At 71.3% G+C, this 17,203-nt stretch carries 16 protein-coding genes; 12 read left to right on the top strand and 4 right to left on the bottom strand.

Annotation, left to right across the window (positions count from 1 at the left end; translation table 11 throughout):
- Positions 1-39: 39 nt before the first annotated feature.
- The 3 genes from ACQP09_RS18015 to ACQP09_RS18025 all read right to left on the bottom strand — a co-directional run bounded on the left by ACQP09_RS18015 (position 40) and on the right by ACQP09_RS18025 (position 1,983).
- Complete coding sequence (locus ACQP09_RS18015; RefSeq protein WP_433400833.1) at positions 40-546, bottom strand: hypothetical protein; 507 nt, start codon at positions 544-546, stop codon at positions 40-42.
- A 262-nt stretch (positions 547-808) separates the two neighbouring features.
- Complete coding sequence (locus ACQP09_RS18020; protein WP_433400836.1) at positions 809-1,747, bottom strand: hypothetical protein; 939 nt, start codon at positions 1,745-1,747, stop codon at positions 809-811.
- Positions 1,744-1,983 carry a tautomerase family protein gene (locus ACQP09_RS18025; RefSeq protein ID WP_432149311.1) on the bottom strand — a complete coding sequence of 80 codons (240 nt, stop codon included), beginning with the start codon at positions 1,981-1,983 and terminating at the stop codon, positions 1,744-1,746. Before ACQP09_RS18025 ends, ACQP09_RS18020 begins: the two co-directional genes overlap by 4 nt.
- Positions 1,984-2,256: 273 nt before the next feature.
- Here ACQP09_RS18025 and epsC point away from each other — a divergent pair, with 273 nt between their 5' ends.
- The 12 genes from epsC (at position 2,257) to ACQP09_RS18085 (ending at position 15,562) form a co-directional block, all read left to right on the top strand.
- Positions 2,257-2,973, top strand: coding sequence for a serine O-acetyltransferase EpsC (gene epsC, locus ACQP09_RS18030; RefSeq protein ID WP_433400839.1), 717 nt, complete (start codon positions 2,257-2,259; stop codon positions 2,971-2,973).
- A gap of 73 nt (positions 2,974-3,046) precedes the next feature.
- Positions 3,047-4,027: a PLP-dependent cysteine synthase family protein gene (locus ACQP09_RS18035; RefSeq protein ID WP_433400842.1), complete on the top strand. Its 981-nt coding sequence runs from the start codon at positions 3,047-3,049 to the stop codon at positions 4,025-4,027.
- Entirely contained in the window at positions 4,024-4,614 is a 591-nt protein-coding gene (locus tag ACQP09_RS18040) for a cupin domain-containing protein (protein WP_433400845.1), read from the top strand. The genes ACQP09_RS18035 and ACQP09_RS18040 overlap by 4 nt, the downstream gene beginning before the upstream one ends.
- A gap of 68 nt (positions 4,615-4,682) precedes the next feature.
- Complete coding sequence (locus ACQP09_RS18045) at positions 4,683-5,633, top strand: DMT family transporter (protein ID WP_433400848.1); 951 nt, start codon at positions 4,683-4,685, stop codon at positions 5,631-5,633.
- 395 nt (positions 5,634-6,028) lie between these two features.
- Positions 6,029-6,856: a cupin domain-containing protein gene (locus ACQP09_RS18050; RefSeq protein ID WP_433400851.1), complete on the top strand. Its 828-nt coding sequence runs from the start codon at positions 6,029-6,031 to the stop codon at positions 6,854-6,856.
- Between the two features lie 8 nt (positions 6,857-6,864).
- A complete protein-coding gene (asnB, locus tag ACQP09_RS18055) occupies positions 6,865-8,724 on the top strand; it encodes an asparagine synthase (glutamine-hydrolyzing) (protein WP_433400854.1) in 1,860 nt (619 codons plus the stop codon).
- Complete coding sequence (locus ACQP09_RS18060) at positions 8,721-9,791, top strand: PrpF domain-containing protein (RefSeq protein ID WP_433400857.1); 1,071 nt, start codon at positions 8,721-8,723, stop codon at positions 9,789-9,791. Before asnB ends, ACQP09_RS18060 begins: the two co-directional genes overlap by 4 nt.
- Entirely contained in the window at positions 9,770-11,014 is a 1,245-nt protein-coding gene (locus ACQP09_RS18065; RefSeq protein ID WP_433400860.1) for an acyl-CoA dehydrogenase family protein, read from the top strand. The genes ACQP09_RS18060 and ACQP09_RS18065 overlap by 22 nt, the downstream gene beginning before the upstream one ends.
- Positions 11,011-12,465 (top strand): dihydroorotase, encoded by a 1,455-nt coding sequence (locus ACQP09_RS18070; protein WP_433400863.1) that lies wholly within the window; start codon positions 11,011-11,013, stop codon positions 12,463-12,465. Before ACQP09_RS18065 ends, ACQP09_RS18070 begins: the two co-directional genes overlap by 4 nt.
- Positions 12,462-13,082, top strand: coding sequence for a flavin reductase family protein (locus ACQP09_RS18075; RefSeq protein ID WP_433400866.1), 621 nt, complete (start codon positions 12,462-12,464; stop codon positions 13,080-13,082). Before ACQP09_RS18070 ends, ACQP09_RS18075 begins: the two co-directional genes overlap by 4 nt.
- A 666-nt stretch (positions 13,083-13,748) precedes the next feature.
- Complete coding sequence (locus ACQP09_RS18080; protein ID WP_433400868.1) at positions 13,749-14,573, top strand: hypothetical protein; 825 nt, start codon at positions 13,749-13,751, stop codon at positions 14,571-14,573.
- A 146-nt stretch (positions 14,574-14,719) separates the two neighbouring features.
- Complete coding sequence (locus ACQP09_RS18085) at positions 14,720-15,562, top strand: PE-PGRS family protein (RefSeq protein ID WP_433406642.1); 843 nt, start codon at positions 14,720-14,722, stop codon at positions 15,560-15,562.
- Here ACQP09_RS18085 and ACQP09_RS18090 read toward each other — a convergent pair.
- On the bottom strand, positions 15,492-17,051 hold the full coding sequence (locus ACQP09_RS18090; protein WP_433400871.1) for a hypothetical protein: 1,560 nt from the start codon (positions 17,049-17,051) through the stop codon (positions 15,492-15,494). The genes ACQP09_RS18085 and ACQP09_RS18090 overlap by 71 nt on opposite strands.
- Between the last annotated feature and the right edge of the window lie 152 nt (positions 17,052-17,203).

Here is a 17,203-nt window from a genome sequence, read left to right on the forward strand (position 1 = left end):
CTCCCGCGCCGTGGGCGACGGGAGCGGGAGCCAGGCGGATCAGACCGTGATGAGCGGGAAGGCGTCACGGAGCGGGACAACGGACGTCGCGTTCGGCCCTTCGCCGGTGCCGGGCTGTGCGGGGGTGGTGTTGGGGCCTTCGCCGGTGCCGTCGGAGGCGGGGGTGAGGTTGGGGCCTTCGCCCGTGCCGTCGGAGGCGGGGGTGGCGTTGGGGCCCTCGCCGGTGCCGTCCCAGGCGAGAGTGGTGTTGGGGCCTTCGCCGGTGCCGTCCGAGGCGGGGGTGAGGTTGGGGCCCTCGCCGGTGCCGTCCGAGGCGAGAGTGGTGTTGGGGCCTTCGCCGGTGCCGTCCGAGGCGAGGGTGGCGTTGGGGCCTTCGCCGGTGCCGGGCTGTGCCGGCGTGGTGTTGGGGCCTTCACCGCTGTCCGATCCACCGTGCACCGCGGAGCGTGCGGTGGCCGACAGGGCGGAAAGGCCGTTGTCCGCCGCCACCGCCGAAGCAGCGGCGCCTCCGCTCAGGAGAACGGCGGCCGTAAGGATTCCCACCATCGTCGACACCGAGTTCCGCATGGTCTACCGCCTTCTGGAGTGGTCTTGCCGGGGCGTTCCTGCTGATGGGAATGACTTTCGCGGGCACCGCTCCCAGAGCGTTCCACTTCCGCTACCAACCGTCACACACCGACCGGGAACGTGACGGGAATCCCTGCACACGGGCGAAGGAGGCGAGTGCCGGGGCGTCGCGGCGGGGGACACGTACGCGAAAGGGCCCACCGATGACACCGGTGGGCCCTTCCATCGAGCGAGGTACGGATCAGGCGGGACAGCCGCGCACGGCCGCCGTGCGGGCGGCGAGTTCGGCGGGGGTGAGTGCGGTCAGGAGGACGTACCCGTCCCGCGCCTCCCGTACATCCGTGGGTGCCGTGATCCGCCCGGGTGCTCCGGGCGGATCGGACAGCGGAAGAGCGGCCGCACACCCCACCGGCATCGCTGCCTTCAGGGGCTTGCCCGACAGGGCACGGATCAGTTCCCGCTCCGCGACCAGTCCCGTGGTCAGTTCGATCAGCCGGGAGACGGGCCAACTCGCCTGCCGGGGCACCGCGTCCATGAGGCGTAGTCCTTGTTCGGTGCGGGCGACGCGGATGAACGCGTACCCGAACTCGTAACCGACCAGGTCGAGGAGGCCTGTGGCCAGAGCTCTGATCTCCGCTTCCTCCGCGGCGGTGATCGGGGCGGGGAAGGTGTGGACGGCCAGGTCTGCGCCCAGCGTCGTCGCACTGCCGTCTCCGAAGCGGAATTCCACGATGCCGGTGACCCGGTGCATCCCCTCGACCGTGAGGGTCTCCACCCCGTACCCGACATCGCGCAGCGGCGGCCTCTTCTCCGTCTCGTCCGGCAGCGCCAGTGCCTGCCAAGCAGGGCCGCTGCGGTTCAACAGGTTCCTGACCTCGGCGGCATCCGCGAGCAGCCGTGAGGCGGAGGCGGGATTCGGCGACACCCCCAGCTCCTCGGCCGTCTCCAGAACGGCGGGATGGGTGCTCGCCTCTCCGCAGGCGACCAGCCTGTCCACCTGGTGGGTGAGCACGGTGTTCCTGAGGTGGGCGCGGAGATCCTCGTCCGTGAATCCGGCCGTGTCGGCGACCGTGACGACACGGAAGCCGGCCTCCGTCGCCGCAGCCGCCAGCCGGGGCGACGGAGCGACGAGGAGAAGACACCGGGGATCGGCGGCGCCGGATCCGGCTGACGCCGTCATGGCTGCTGTCCTCCGGTGTCCTGCGGGCCGGGCCGGGAGGACGAGCCCACGACGAGAGCGTCGGCGAGCACGCCGCCCTTTCCCCAGTGGTCGGTCTCCACATCCCGCACGATGACGGTGACGGCCTCCTCCGGGCATCCGGCTATCCGGGACACGCATGCGGTCAGTTCCTCGACCAGCTCCTGGCGCTGTGCACGATCGTTCCCTTTCCACCAGTCAACGGAAATCACAGGCACGGGAAACTCCTTCTGTTCGGGGCGGTGTGGGAAGCGACGCGGGACCTCGGTGTCCGTCGGCGCGGAAACGGGCCGGCTGTCCGACGGACGGACACGTGGCGCTCCGGCGAGTGTGCGCCGGGACGTTCCTGAATGTTTCCCGCGCTGTTCCCCCCTTGTTCCGCACCGGCCCGAGACGCTCCCGCCGGGTGGGAACGCGGCGGGACTCCAGCGGGAAGGCCACCGGGCACGCTCTGCTCCAGTCATGAGGCCCACCCCGCCCCTGGAGCCACGATGAGCCTGCTCAGTCCGACGAAACCGGAATCGAATCCGGCCCTCGGCCCCGCACCCGGCGCCGCCTCCGCGCGCACTGGTGAGTCCGAGGAGCCGGCGGCCACCCCGGCGTCCACCACTCCCCGCCTGTTCGCGGTGCTGCGCGAGGACCTTGCCGTCGTCGTGACCCGCGACCCCTCCGTACGGGGCCGGAAGGAAGCGATCCTCCACCCCGCGCTCACCGCACTGTGGGCGCACCGCATCGCTCACCGTATGCACGGTCGCGGCATGCGCATCCCGGCCAGGCTGCTGGCCCGGTGGGCCCGCCGGGTGACAGCCGTGGAGATCCACCCCGGGGCCGTGCTCGGCCGCAGGGTCTTCATCGACCACGGCGCCGGGGTCGTGGTCGGGGAGACCGCCGTCGTCGGCGACGACGTGACCATGTATCACCAGGTCACCCTGGGCGCGGTCGGCTGGTGGAGCGACAACAAGCGCCCCGAGGGCGACCGCCGCCACCCCGTCGTCGGCAGCGGCGTCATCCTCGGCGCCAACGCCACCGTCCTCGGGCCGGTGACGGTGGGGGACCGGGCGGTCATCGGCGCCCAGGCCCTGGTCAACAAGAACGTCCCGGGCGGCGCCCGAGTGCTCGCGCCCACCGCCGTCATCAAGGAGCCCGGCCGGCGGCCGGAGCTCATGGAGGACGTCTTCACCGTCATCGCCTCCGCCGGTTCCTGGTGACCCGCCTCCGCCGGTTCCCGGCGACCCCCAGGACCTCCCGCCCCCGACTTCCCCGATTGCGAGAGATGCAGCCATGACCACCACCGCGCACGCCCCGCTCACCTCGGTCGCCCCCGCCCGCCCCGCCGTCGCCTCACGCATCGAGGACCTCGTCGGTTCCACACCGCTGCTGGAACTGCGACTGCGCGATCTGGCGCCGGGCGCCCGGGTCCTGGCGAAGCTGGAGTCCGCCAACCCGATGTCCTCCAGCAAGGACCGCGCCGCCCTGTACATGCTGCGTGCCGCCGAGGGACGCGGCGCGCTCCGGCCCGGCGGCACGGTCATCGAGGCGACCTCCGGGAACACCGGAATCTCCCTGGCCGCGTTCGCCGCCTCCCGCGGCTACCGCTGCGTGATCGTGCTGCCGGACAACGCCACGGCCGAGCGGGTCAGGCTGCTGCGCGCGTTCGGGGCCGAGATCGTCCAGACGCCGAGTTCGCTCGGCTACCCGGGCGCGATCGCCGAGGCCGAGCGGCTGCACGCGGCCACTCCGGGCTCCTGGTTCCCCTGCCAGCACGAGAACCTCGACAACGTACGGGCCCACTACGAGACCACGGGGCCGGAGATCCAGGCAGCCGTGTCCTCCCTCGGCCGCCGCATCGCGGCGTTCGTGTGCGGGGTGGGCACCGGCGGCACCCTCACCGGCGTCGCCCGCGTTCTCAAGGAGCACGACCCCGACGTACGCGTGATAGCCGTCGAGCCGGAGAAGTCGCCCATCCTCTCCCAGGGATACGCGGGCCAGCACCGCATCCCCGGGCTCAACGGCGGCTTCGTCGCCGAAACGACCGACGTCTCCCTCATCGACGAGGTCGTGACGGTCTCCGACGAGGACGCACTGCTCACCGCGCGCCGGCTGGCGACCGGTCAGGGCCTCTTCACCGGCGTCTCGTCCGGTGCCGCCGCGTACGCCAGTGAGCGCGTCGCCAGCAGGCCGGAGCTCTCCGACGGCATCGTGGTGACCCTCCTGCCGGACACCGGCGAGCGCTACCTGAGCATGTGGGAGGACCAGGCATGAGCCACGCGATGTTCCGGGCCTACGCCGACGCGGTGAAGGCCGAGATCGGGACCGCCACGACCACCCGCTTCATAGCCCTCGCGGAAACCACCAACGGGCGCTTCGGGCTCTTCCACCACTCGATGCTGCCGGGGGCCGGCGGGGCGGACCCGCACTACCACTCCAAGATCTCCGAGTCCTTCTACGTCCTCACGGGCGAGGTCCGGCTGCACGACGGCACCGGCTGGCGCACCGCCCGGGCCGGGGACTTCCTGCACGTTCCGGAGAACGCGGTGCACGGCTTCCGCAACGAGAGCGACTCGCTCGTGGAGATGCTGATCATCTTCACACCGGCCGAACACCGTGAGGGCTACTTCGAGGGCCTGGCCGCCCTGCTCGCCAACGGCAACCGCCCCTCCCGCGAGGAGATGGTCGCGCTGATGGAGAAGTACGACCAGTTCGAGGTCGACGCCCCGGACACGGACCACGACCACCCGCACCGGCACACCCACGGCGACGGCCCCGGCCACGATCACCACCACGGCCCCGACCACCATCACCACCACGGTCCCGCCGACGCACACTCCGCCCCGCACCACCACCACTGAACGCCGGGGCGCACCTGCCCGCCCGTCCCCCCCCCAACCTCTCCATCTCTTCCGAGGAGATCAACCGCATGAACGTCGCCAACTGGGGCCGCTTCGGTCTGCTGGCCGCCCTGTGGGGCTGCAGCTTCGCCTTCATCAAGATGTCACTGGAGGCGTTCGCGCCCCTTCAGCTCGCCTCCGGCCGCCTGGTCGTCGGCGCACTCGTCGTCTTCGCCATCCTCGCCCTGAAGCGCCTTCGCCTGCCGGGGCGCCCGCTCTGGGGGCACATCGCCGTGGCCTCCGTCTTCGGCAACGTCATCCCCTTCACGCTCTTCGCCATCGGCGAGCAGCACACCACCGCGACCATCGCCGGCGTGATCCAGGGAGCCACCCCGCTCATCACCATGGGCGTCGCCGCGCTCGCGCTCTCCGAGGAGAAGCCGACGCGCCGTAAGGTGGCCGGCATCGTCGGCGGGTTCGTCGGACTGATCGTCGTGGTGGGGCCGTGGAACACCGACGGCTTCGGCTCGATCGGCGGCCAGCTCGCCTGCGTCGGGGCCGCCGCGAGTTACGCCGTCAGCTTCGTGTACATCCGCCGCTTCATCGGTCCCCACAAGCTGCCCGCGCTCTCCGTGACCGCGGCTCAGCTGGGCGCGGCCTCCGTCATCACGGTGGTGCTCACCACCTTCGTGACCGGCTGGAGCCTGCACGGGGATCTCACCGCCAAGCCGCTGCTCTCCCTCCTGGTCCTCGGAGCGGCCTCCACCGGTATCGCCTTCGCGCTGCTCAACCGCCTGATCGCGGACGCCGGTCCGACCACCGCTTCCGGCGTGAACTACCTCGTACCGGTGTTCTCCGTGGTCGTCGGCGTGCTCGCCCTGGGCGAACCGCTGACCTGGAACGTACCGGTGGGCGGGGTCCTCGTCATCGCCGCGCTCGCCTTGGCGGAAGGCCGGATCTCGTCCCTGTCCCGGTCCGGGAAGCCCAAGCCGACGTCACCGGTCGCACCCGACCGTGTCCCGGAGAAGAGCCGCCCGTAGTACCGCCGTACAACGGAACGGCACCGCCAGGGCCGGAACAGCACAGCCACAGCCACAGCACAGCACAGCACAGCAGCCACAGTCACGGCACAGCACAGCACCGCCACAGCGCGGCCAGGTCTCAACGAGCCGGGGCCGGCGCGGACACCCTTTCCAGGGGCCGCGCCGGCCCCGGCTCGTTGCGTCATGGCGCGACGAGCCGCCGTGGAGCCTGCTGACCGTTCCCGGAGGTGGCCGGATTACGGATCGGTTCCCGGCCACCTCCCGGGGCCCGGTAGCGAGGCGGGAGAGCGACGGGACCGGTCGACGCGAGCCTTTCACCACAAGGCGCCATCAGGACCCGCCCGCCTCACCCGCCCCAGGCGTCTGCCCTCCCTCCTCAAGGAGCACCTCGTATGACGCGCACCACCGCCTCGCCGTCTCCCACCGCTCCCTCCCTCGGGGACGCACGGATCATCCCCACCGGAGACTTCGTCTTCACCCCGCTGGCCGGCCGGCTCACCGAAGTCGCCACCCCGGTGAGCCCCGCCGTCGGCTCCACCCACGTCACGCTGCACGTCGTCCGGATCGCCCCGGGCGAGTCCTTCAGCCCCGAGTCGAGCATCGAGGAGGAGAACACCGCGGTCGTCTTCGACGGCCGGGGGACGGCCACGGTCGGCTCCCGCGACCGCCGCGTCGAACGGTCCCACGCCGCGTACGCCCCCACGGGCCAGGCCCTGAGCCTCACGGCCGACCAGGACGGACTCACCGTCTACATCTGGCGCACCCGCCTCACGGCAGGGCGCCGGCCCGGCACCGACCCCGAGCCGTTCTCCACGCTGTGGGACGAGACCACCCAGCTGCGCGGGTTCGGCGGCACCGGCCAGATAGCCCCCGACACCGACCGCGCCACCATGAACTTCGTCTTCTGGCCCGGCAACGGCAGCAGCCAGCTCTGCCTGCACTGCGGCATCCAGCAGCCGGGCCAGACCTTCAACGTCCACCTGCACCCCGACAGCGGCGAGGCGTTCATCGCCTTCGAGGGCATCGGCCAGATGTACCTGCGCGACCGCTGGATCGATGTCGCCGCCGGGGACGTCCTGTACGCCGCGCCGGGTGTTCTGCACGGCGCCCGAAACCCCCACACCGGGCCCGACGCCCGGCGCTTCGTGACCTGCGGGGGCCCCAGCCCGTTCGATCCGGCGCTCTACTCGGCCGCCGGCCTCTCCTCCGACGTCAGGTGATCTGAGCCATGTGCCGTATCCACGGATCCTTCCACGCCCGCACCACCGACGACGAGATGCGCCGGGTCGCCGCCCTCCAGCACCACGGCGGCCCCGACGCCCAGTCCTTCGCCCGGCAGTCCGGCTGGGCCCTCGGCAACAACCGACTCTCGATCATCGACCCCGAAGGCGGGGACCAGCCCTACCGCCTGGGCGACATCACCGTCGTCTTCAACGGCGAGATCTACAACCACGACCGGTTGCGCACCGAACTCCTCCGCCAGGGCTTCCACTTCGAGGACCGCTGCGACGGATCGATTCTCCCCGCGCTCTACCTCACGTACGGCGACCGCTTCGCCGAGCACCTCGACGGCATGTTCTCCGTGGCCGTGATGGACCTGCGCCGGGAACCGCGTCTGGTGATCGCCACCGACGCCTCCGGCATGAAGCCGCTCTACTACCACTGGGAGGAGCGCAGCGGCCGGTTCCACTTCGCCTCGGAGCTGCCCGCCCTCCTCGGCTTCGACGCCGTGCGTCCCTACGAGGACGAACTGGGCCTGCACACCTACCTGTCCGCCAAGACCCCCTTCGGCCAGCGGACCATGTTCGAGGGCATCGACGTCCTGCCGCCCGCCACCACCGCGGTCGTCAGCCGCGAGGGCGGTCTGCGCCTCGCCTCCCGGCGCATGGGGTACGAGTCGGCTCCTCCGGTCGACGAGGAGCGAAGCCTGTCCCGGGCGGGCGAGTCGCTGCGGGAGCTGCTGTCCCGCGAGGTCTCCCGGCTGCTCATCGCCGACGCGCCGGTCGCCGCCATCACCTCCGGCGGCCTCGACTCCAGTCTGGTCACCGCGCTCGCGGCCCGCATCCTGTTCGACCGCGGCTCCAGCGAGGCGCTGCACACGTTCAACATCGCCTACACGGGCAACTGGCCGGGCGACGAGAGGGCCTTCGCCTCGGAGGTGTCCCGGCACACCGGCACGGTGCACCACCAGGTGGAGATCGATCCGGCCACCTTCCCCGACCTGATGGGCGACGTCGTACGCCACCTCGGCCAGCCCAACGCCGACCCGATCACGCTCTCCACCTTCTCGCTGTTCCGGGCGGTCCGGGACGCCGGGTTCAAGGTGGCCCTCACCGGGGACGCGGCCGACGAACTCTTCGGCGGCTACAGCCGCATGACCCAGGCGCTCGCCGCACCCGAGGGGGCCGACTGGGCGGGCCCCTACCTCGACCACCTGGCCGCGGTGCCGGACTCCCTGCGCCGGCAGCTGTACACCTCCGAGTACGCCGCCCGGGTCCACGCCCCCGGCGCGTCCCCGCTGCCGCCCGGTCTCACCGACGTCCTCGCCCACGGCGAGGGCAGCCGGCTCCAGCGCATCACCAGCATCGAACAGCGGTACCGGCTGCCCGCATACCACCTCCGCCGCGTCGATCACCTCTCGATGGCCAGCTCGGTGGAGGCCCGGCTCCCGTTCTGCCAGCCCAGCGTGGTGCGCTTCGCGGCGTCCCTGCCCGACCAGCACCGCACCGTTCCCGGCGTCGGCGTCAAGCGCGCGCTGTACCGGGCGGCCGAGGGGCTCCTGCCGGACAGCGTCCTGAACCGGCCCAAGCAGCCCTTCACCCTGCCGATCACGGCGATGCTGGCCCCGGGGCAGCGGCTGTGGGCGATGGCCCGCGACGTCCTGTCCGCGCAGGCCCTGCGCGCTGACGGGCGGCTGCGGTACGAGGTGGTCGACGCCTTGTTCGCCGAGCAGGAGGCCCGGCCGTCGGACGGCACTTCGCTGGCCCTGTGGGCCCTGATGTCGCATCAGATGTGGCGCAGCGAGTTCTTCGGCACGTCCGCCGGGGCGACCCGGCAGACCCGCGAGCTGGCGGTGATGGCCGGATGATCGCCTCCCTGGTCAAGGCGGCCGGAGCGCCCTGCCCCACCGTGGTGCTGGACGGCCGCGACCTCCCGGAGTCCGATCCCCAGCTGCTGAGCGCACTGGCCGACCTGCGGGCCGACCTGACCCGGCAGGGCTCGGCCGACGTGCTCAAGAACGCCATCGTGAGCCCCTCCCGGCACCCGCTCTTCGACCTGGACTACCGGTTCGTCCAGTCCCTGCCGCAGAGCCACGACAGCTTCGACCTCCGCGGCTCCTGCGGCCACTCGATCCTGGCCGCCGTCGAGGCGGCCGCCCGCACCGGCATGATCCAGCCGCTGGTGCCGGGGTGCCGGGTCCGGGTCAACGTCCTCAACAACGGCGACAACGTGGTGTGCGAGGCCGAGGAGACCTCCGGCGGCGGCACCCGGTTCACGGCGCACTTCCTCTGCTCACCGCCGCTGGAGCTGCCCGAGCTCCTGATGACGGGAGAGCCGGTGACGTACGTCCCCTTCGAGGGCCGGTCCGTGCCCGTCTCCCTGGTGTCGATGGGCAATCCGTACGCCTTCGTCGACGCCTCGCACCTCGGTGTCGACGGGCCGGACGCCCTCTTCGGCGACACGCCCGGCCTGTTCGACACCATGACCCGGCTGCGGATCGCGGTCTGCACCTCGCAGGGCTGGGATACCTTCGGCGCCTTCCCCAAGATCGCGGCCGTGCTCCCGCAGGAGGGCGGCGGCCTGTACGTACGCGCCGTCTCGGTCCCCTCCTGGCATCCCACGGTCGCGCTGACCGGTGCGATCTGCCTGGGCGCCGCCGCCGGCATCACCGGCACCGTGCCGTGGTCGCTGGCCGGGAGCTCGGCCCGCGACCCCGACGCCCTGCTGCAGATCCGCACCCCGGGCGGCTGCGTCCGGGTGGCCGCCCACTCGACGTCCGGCCCCGACGGACGGCGCGAGCTCGCCTGGGTGTCGGTCGCCGAGAAGCAGGTCGAGTACCGGGGACCGCTGGCGCGCCCCCGGTCCACGAACGCCCCGCGTCCCCCCGCCGCCCCCCTATCCGAGGAGAACCCGTGGGTTCCGCTGACAGCCTGACCGCCGTACGCGACGACATCGGCCGCGGGGTGACGCCCGACCCCTTCGCCCTGGATGTGTTCCACGGCGACCACCGCCGATCTGCCCGCGACGTCACCACGCGCCCCGCTCCCGTACTTCCCACGCCGCCGACCCTGGAACGACTGGCGGCCTGCGCCGAGGCGGCCGACGCCACCGGGGAGCCGGACCGCGAAGCCGTCGCGGTGCTCCGCGAGAGCGGGCTGCTGGCCCTGGTCGTACCGAAGTGCTACGGCGGTGCGGGCGCCGACGCGGTGGCGCTCAACACCTGTGTGGAGCAGGTCGCGTCGGTGAACGCGTCAGCGGCGATCATGTTGTTCCAGCACTGCGCCGTGACCAGCCGCATCGTCGAGAACGGCTCGCCCGCCCAGCACCGGGAGGTGCTGCCCAGGCTGGCCGACGGCCGGTGGCTGGCCGCGTCCGCCTGGTCGGAGAGCGGGGCCGGCGCCGACAAGAAGAACCTCGCGACCCGGGCACACCGCACCCCCGAGGGGGACTGGCTCCTGGACGGCGCCAAGTCCTTCACCACCAGCGCGGGCCTGGCGGACGTCTACCTCGTCCTGGCCCAGACGCCGGACGAGGCCCCGGCAGCGGCCTCCTCGCGGGACACCGGGTACGGGTCCGCCGGGCAGACGTTCTTCCTGGTCCCGGGCGAACACCCGGGGCTCGTGCCCGACACCTCGATGCGGCTGACCGGGATGCGCGGCTCCGCCACCGGGTTCGTCTCGGTACGGGAGTGCGTCGTGCCGGACTCCGCCCGCCTCGGCGCGACGGGCGTCGCGGCGTCGATCATCGCCCGGGTCCGCGACAGCGGCGCCTCGCTCGGGGCCGTCGCCGTGGGCATCGCGCAGGCCGCGCTCGACGCTGCCCACGCCCATGCCGGCCGCCGGGGGCTCTACGCCCACCAGGCGGTACGCCACCGACTGGTGGACCTGGCCACCGAGGTCGAGACCGCCCGCGCGGTGGTGGAGCGGGCCGCCCGCCGCAGCTCCGCCGACCCCGGCATGACCACGCTCCACTCCAAGCTGGCCGCTTCCCAGGCGGCGGAGCGGGTGGTGGCCGACGTGGCCCGCTTCCTGGGATCGGCCGGCTACGTGGAGACGCATCCGATCAACCGGTTCGGGCGCGACGCCCGGGCCGTCGCCCTGATGGGACCGACCAACGACCTCTGCAAGGAACTGGTGAGCCTGCCGTGGACCCGATGACCTCCCCCTCCCCCATATCCCCCGACTCCTCCCCGGCCGACCTGGTGGTGGAAGGAGGCCGCCTGGTCACTCCCGAGGGAGTGATCGAAGGCAGCGTCGTCGTCCGCGACGGCCGGGTCGCCGCGATCGTCGCACCGGGCGCTCCGCTGCCGGCCGGGCCCCGTCTGCCCGCCGCGGGCCGGTACGTCCTGCCGGGCCTCATCGACTCCCATGTGCACTTCCGCACGCCTGGTCTGGAACACAAGGAGACCTGGGAGAACGGCAGTCGGGCCGCGCTCGCCGGCGGCGTGACGACGGTGATGGACATGCCCAACACGCGCCCGCCGTCGCTCGACGCGGCGACCCTGCGGGCGAAGGCGGCGCAGATCGCGGGCCGCTCCTACGTGGACCACCGCTTCCACATGGGAGCCGACCCCGACCACCCGGAGGTGCTCGCCGACCTTGCCCCGGAGGTGGCGACCTCCGCCAAGGCGTTCATGGCGGGCCACCACACCGCACCCGTGGTGTTCCGTGAGGCGCACCAGCTGGAGGCGGCCTTCGCCGCCGCCGCGCGGGGCGGGGTGCGCCTCGTGCTGCACGCCGAGGACCAGCACGTCTTCGACCTGCTCGACTCCCGCGCCGGTGATCCCGAGTCGTACGACGCCTATGAGCCCCACCGGCCGCGCTCCGGAGCGATCGTCGCGGTCGCCAAGGTCGTCCAGCTGGTCCGCACGTACGGCACGAAGACGCACATCCTGCACGTGTCGTCCGCCGAGGAGACCGACCTGCTCGTCGCCGCCGCGGCCGAGGGGCTGCCGATCAGCTTCGAGGTCACCGGACACCACCTCGCGTTCACCGACCACGACACCGCCCTGCGCGGTCCCCGAACCCGGCTCTCTCCGGCGATCCGCGCTCCCCGGGACCGGGACCGGCTCTGGCAGGCCGTGCTCGGCGGCGAGGCCTCCACGATCGGCAGTGATCACGCCCCGCACACCGTCGAGGAGAAGAACCGGCCTCCGGCCGAGGCGCCTCCCGGCCTCCCCGGCGTCCAGGAACTGGCCGTGTCGGTCTGGACGGGCATGCTCGCGCGAGGCATCGCCCCCGACGCCGCCGCCGTCCACCTGGCCCGGCTGATGGGAACGGGTCCGGCGGACCTGTTCGGCCTGGCCGGGAAGGGCCGGCTGACGGTCGGCTCCGACGCGGACCTGGCCCTCCTGGACCCGGCCGCCCGCTGGCAGCTCTCGGCGTCCCACGTCGAGTCGCTGTGCGGCTGGTCGGCGTACGAGGGCTGGATGTTCACCGGCCGGTTCACCACCGTCGTACGCGGCGGGCACGTCGCCTGGGACCTGGAGCGGGGCACACTCGGCGAGCCCTCGGGCCGCTGGCTGACCGGCCCGCCCGCGCCCGACCTCCCCGCGGAGGAGGCCCCGGCCCCCGAACCGGTCCGGGAACTGGAAGGAGCGACCCGATGAACGCCACCTCCCTGCTGACCGCGTCCGCCGGCACCCGGTCGGCCCGGCTCGGCCCCACGACACGGAGCGGTTCACCGGCGGAGGGGCCCGCGGTCCCGGGCCCGCCGGCGTCCGGCGACATAGCGGCCGACGAGTTCCGCTCCGCCATGGCCTCCCTCGCGGCCCCTGTCACGGTGGTGACCTGCTACGACGCGACGGGCACCCCCCGGGGCCTCACGGCCAGCGCGGTCTCCTCACTCTCCCTGGACCCACCGCTGCTGCTGGTCTGCCTGGACCGGAACTCCCGCACCCACGACGTGCTCGTCTCGGCGGACGCCTTCACCCTCCATCTGCTCGGCCCGGAGAACGAGGCACTGGCGAAGCGGTTCGCGGGCCCGACCGACCAGCGCTTCGAGAACGTTCCCCTCGCCTCCGGCCCGACCTCACACCAAGCGCCGCAACTGGCCGACTGCGCTCTGCGGTTGACCTGCACCCGCTACGACGTCATCGAGGCGGGCGACCACTCGATCCTGGTGGGCCGAGTCACCGCGTCCGACTGCCTGGGCCGCCCGGCCGGAGGCCTGGTCTGGCACCACCGAGGCTTCGCCCACGCGAAGCCGGCGGAGACCACCGCCTGATCGCGGCAACTTCCGTACCCGTCAACCGCGAAGGCCCCCGCAGCGAGCTGCGGGGGCCTTCGACGTATTGCCCGGTGAGAGCAATGGCGGAGGATACGAGATTCGAACTCGTGAGGGGTTGCCCCCAACACGCTTTCCAAATGTTCGTACGGAGGTCCGGCGGGGGTCGCACCCGTCCTGACCTGGTGCGGAGCGTTCAGGATGGCCCCGTCCGGACGGGGCCGGACGGCGGCGAATGAGACCAGAACTGAGACCACGAAGCTGGGTCGTCTGCCAGATCGGCAGCCTGATTCTGTAGCTGGTCACGGGCCCGCGACGGCCAGATCGACGGTACTCGGCTCGCACATGGTTTCGTACTGACAGTGAGGCGTTGGTGAACCTCTCCAGGGCATAGGGGCATGTGATGGGGCTGTGCCCCACGATGTTCCGGAGGGGGAGGACGTGTCGAAAGCCGAGTTTGGGGCGCTCATCTTCGCCGCTTGGACAATGTCGATATGGGCCCTGACTATGACGGCAACGTCGCAGCGCCGACGTAACAGAACGCTCCTGGAACGGATCTGCTGGGCTCACGCGCGGACACGCGCGAGACGGCGCCGCGCTCACCTGGTGCGCCAGGTCCGCGACAGCTCCTTGGCGACGCGTCCAGACCGTCCGACGCTGGACTACTTGCAGCGCGAAGACGTCCTGTATCAGGCGTCCCGGAGGGCACTCGCCCTCAAGATGGTCGTCCCCGTCGCGATGTCCGTCTCAGCGGGTGGCGCCCTTGCCGCAGCCATCCAACGCACAAGCTGGCACGTCTGGCGCGACGCCGTTGCCTTGGGGGTCTTGGTGACGCCCATGTTGATCACTGCTGTGATCGCCTCGCTTGTCGCGAACCAAGGCATGCAACGGTGGACAACCGAGGCCATGACGGTCACGGTGCGTAGGGCCTATGAGGCACTTCTCCAGCCTCTGGAGGTAACGGGGAAGGAGCCTCCGACGGCATCGCCCTTCAACTCTCCGCACGTTGCGGCAGTGCAAGCGTTGGAAGACTTCGCCATCGCGCTGGAGAGGTATGCCGTGCAACGTGCGCTTCCTGACGGCCGTAACCCCATGCCCCAGGTCGTGGCTCGGTTCGCAGCAGCCGCTGCCCTCGTGCGTGAGCTTCGGGACGGGGTTGAGCTTGATCGGATCGATGGTGCGAAGCGTGCTCTGCTCGAAGTGGAGCGAATCCTGAAAGTGCTCTCCAGCGGCCAGCTGCAAGATCTCGCACCTGGGGACGTATCCGCCGACGGGCTGTTGCACAGTCACCGCGAGCGCAGAGCATGGCGGCAGCAGGTGCTGCGGGGATCTGCGTTCACCTTGTGTCTCGCCGGCATCGTCTTTGCCCTGGCTTCGTCAGCTATGGGCGTCGCCCTGGCCACGGCCGCCGCGGCGGGGCTAGTGGTCACCTGGGACAAGATCCTTCGTCTCTCTACCAGCTCGGACGCGAATAGGCCAGCGAGCACCTGACCGCTGATGGTCAACTCGGATCGGGGGGAAAGCCGGCCTGAGCGCTCACTTCGCTGCTGTCACTCGGCGCGATGAACGGCCTGGGGAATCTGCTGGTTTTGGCAATCGCCGGGCAGGTGGATCAACAGACCTGGCTCAATGGACCCATGGAGATGGGTGAGCACTGGGCCTACCGAGCGAGGCCGAAGGAACTGGGCGGCTCGGTTCGTCGGGTCGAGGTCGTACGGGTAGGCGGTCGTGGCCGGGCTGATTGGCTCCACGTGCGGTTCCTCGACGGTGACGACGCCGGACTGCAGGAGTGGGTCGACGTGGCTTCCCTCGTGGCGCGCTGGGAGGACGTCGAGGCATTCCATGCGGACGACGTGAGCGAGCTCGCTCTGGCCGAGGCGTCGCGGCACGTGCGGGGGAGTGCCGACTTCGAGGCCGCGCGGTTGATCCTCGGGTTCGTCCGTCCGAAGAGCAAGCTGCGGCTGCGGCGCAGTGTCGCGGACGCGGGGATTCTGGAGATGGGCAGTCTCGACGGCAGCGCTCCCCTTGCCGGGATGGATCCCGCGGAGCTGCGAGGCGATCCGATGATCTACGAGAACCGACACGGCAGGTGTCTGGCCGGGTGGCCGGTCACCGAGCGCATCGCGCGCCTCGTGGCCGGCCGTCTTGCCGAGGACATCATTCCGGAGGTGGACCGCAGGCAGCAGGCCATCGATCAGGAGCGCACTCAGTCCTCCTGGTACTCCTACAGCCGCCGGGACGACCGCAAGCTGGACGCGGAAGCGGCCGTCCTGCGGACCGTCCGGGAGTGGTGTGGTCAGGACAAGGCCGAGCGTTACGACGAGCTGGTCGCCCTGCGGGAGGAGGTCGTCCGGCTCGGGAAGCTCGTGGAGAAGTCGGTGAAGGCCCTACGTGACCGCGGGCACGGCGTCATCGCCTCCACCATTGAGCGCGACCTTGGGGTCCATATCTCCAGCCTTGGTCCAGACGTTCGTCGGTGAAGCCGCGCCACCGCTCCGGCTCCGGCTTGGGCGGTTCGGCCTCCGCCTTGGGTTCTTCCTGCTTTGGTGGCTTCTCTTTCTCTGGCCGCTGCGGGTGCCATCCGTCGAGGAAGGGCCGTAGCTGGTCGTCCGTGGGTTCCGCGTGGAGGCTGTGGCCGGTCAGGCTCCTGCCGGCCACGGTCGGGTCGAGCCGGTCAGCCTCCGCCTTCCCCCACGCTGACCACTCGCGAAGCCGCTCGTCTTCGTGGGCGTCGTCCGAGGTGGAGGCAGCCTCGTCGAGCGCGGAGCAGAAGGCCCGCATCTCCCCTGCGGCCCGCCACTGCGCCAGGGCGGTGCCTAACCGGTCGACCCGTACAGCGTCCACTGCCTTGATCGTCGCGACGCTGATCGCCGCTTCCCACTCCCGCCGCGTGCGCTCCTTCTTCCCCGCCTTCCGCCGGCGGTGCTCCTCTTCTTCCTGGGCCTCTCGCAGGCGGCGTTCCTCCTCCTGCCGTTCCCGCTCCTCGCGCTGACGCTGCTGTTCCGCCTCCCGCGTCAGCCGGGCCTGCTCCTCTTCCTCCGCGCGGGCCTTCAGCGCTCGGAGGACGGCGTCGATCTGGTCCTCCAACGGCTTCTTGGCGGTGTCGGACCACTCCTTCGTCCAGCCGTAGCGATAGCCGTAGCTGTACCCCGATTGCTGGGCCACCTGCAGCTCCAGCTCGCCGGACGGTTCGAGCCGGTGGGCCGGGGTGACCCGCTGCCATTCGTACGTCCGCCGGCCCGGCTGCGTGGGCACGTACCGGACCTGCTTCTGCCGTTCCTTGAAGCTGATCTCGTACGTCCTGCCGTGGACCGTGAGCAGCGGCCGTACCTGCCTACGCTTCTTCGACACCGCGATATCGCCGTGCCGCGCGAGGGCCTGCTCGGCGAGGAGTCGAAGGAGAGAAAACACCCGTGGGAGGACCTCGTCCGAGATCTCGAAGGCGCTGTGATCCGCTGTGACCGCCGCGATCACGTCCTCGACGTCGGTGATCACGCGGCTGCGTGCCAGGCGGATCCTGTTCCATTCGGTGTCGTCTTCACCCGTCACTCGCAGCAGGCCGAGGAAGAAGTCTCCCTTCGCCCGGCCGCTGTACTTCAGGTGGTAGCCCTCTGGTGCACACTGCCGCGCGGCGTCGAACGCCCGGCGATAGCGGGCCCGCTCCTCGTTGCTCGGGTCCGGGATCCGAAGGAACCGACCGGCCTTCTGCACCTCCGCGATCAAAGCCGCGCCGATTTCCGCCGGCGACTGCCGTGGCGGCTTCGCCGGGCGTGCTGGCGCTGGCTTCGCCTCGGGCGGGGGCGTCGCCCGCCGACGGGGAGGTGCCGCAGCCTCCGGTGTCGGCTCGGCGGTTGCCGATCGTTGCTTGCGCGGGGCTGGCTCGGGCCGGTCCGGGTGGTGGCCGTGTTCCAGGTAGAAGTGACCGTCGTCGGTGATCTCCGCCCGCCACTTCCCACCATGCCTGGGCATGGTGATGAGGCCCCGGCCCTGGAGTGCACGGGCGGTGTGGGCAAGTTCCGGGCTCGCCGAGGTGATGGGATCCGTTCTCTCTCCGATGCGGGTGAGCAAGGCCAGCTGTCGATCGTTGAGCGGCGACCATCGGTACATGGTGACCGTCGTAC

Source organism: Streptomyces sp. CA-146814, assembly GCF_050942385.1.
In the GTDB taxonomy this organism is placed as follows: domain Bacteria; phylum Actinomycetota; class Actinomycetes; order Streptomycetales; family Streptomycetaceae; genus Streptomyces.

Coding starts and splice junctions, on each gene's coding strand:
- ACQP09_RS18015 (WP_433400833.1), bottom strand. CDS start 546: ATGGTGGGAATCCTTACGGCCGCCGTTCTCCTGAGCGGAGGCGCCGCT.
- ACQP09_RS18020 (WP_433400836.1), bottom strand. CDS start 1,747: ATGACGGCGTCAGCCGGATCCGGCGCCGCCGATCCCCGGTGTCTTCTC.
- epsC (WP_433400839.1), top strand. CDS start 2,257: ATGAGCCTGCTCAGTCCGACGAAACCGGAATCGAATCCGGCCCTCGGC.
- ACQP09_RS18035 (WP_433400842.1), top strand. CDS start 3,047: ATGACCACCACCGCGCACGCCCCGCTCACCTCGGTCGCCCCCGCCCGC.
- ACQP09_RS18040 (WP_433400845.1), top strand. CDS start 4,024: ATGAGCCACGCGATGTTCCGGGCCTACGCCGACGCGGTGAAGGCCGAG.
- ACQP09_RS18045 (WP_433400848.1), top strand. CDS start 4,683: ATGAACGTCGCCAACTGGGGCCGCTTCGGTCTGCTGGCCGCCCTGTGG.
- ACQP09_RS18050 (WP_433400851.1), top strand. CDS start 6,029: ATGACGCGCACCACCGCCTCGCCGTCTCCCACCGCTCCCTCCCTCGGG.
- asnB (WP_433400854.1), top strand. CDS start 6,865: ATGTGCCGTATCCACGGATCCTTCCACGCCCGCACCACCGACGACGAG.
- ACQP09_RS18060 (WP_433400857.1), top strand. CDS start 8,721: ATGATCGCCTCCCTGGTCAAGGCGGCCGGAGCGCCCTGCCCCACCGTG.
- ACQP09_RS18070 (WP_433400863.1), top strand. CDS start 11,011: ATGACCTCCCCCTCCCCCATATCCCCCGACTCCTCCCCGGCCGACCTG.
- ACQP09_RS18075 (WP_433400866.1), top strand. CDS start 12,462: ATGAACGCCACCTCCCTGCTGACCGCGTCCGCCGGCACCCGGTCGGCC.
- ACQP09_RS18085 (WP_433406642.1), top strand. CDS start 14,720: ATGGAGATGGGTGAGCACTGGGCCTACCGAGCGAGGCCGAAGGAACTG.
- ACQP09_RS18090 (WP_433400871.1), bottom strand. CDS start 17,051: ATGCCCAGGCATGGTGGGAAGTGGCGGGCGGAGATCACCGACGACGGT.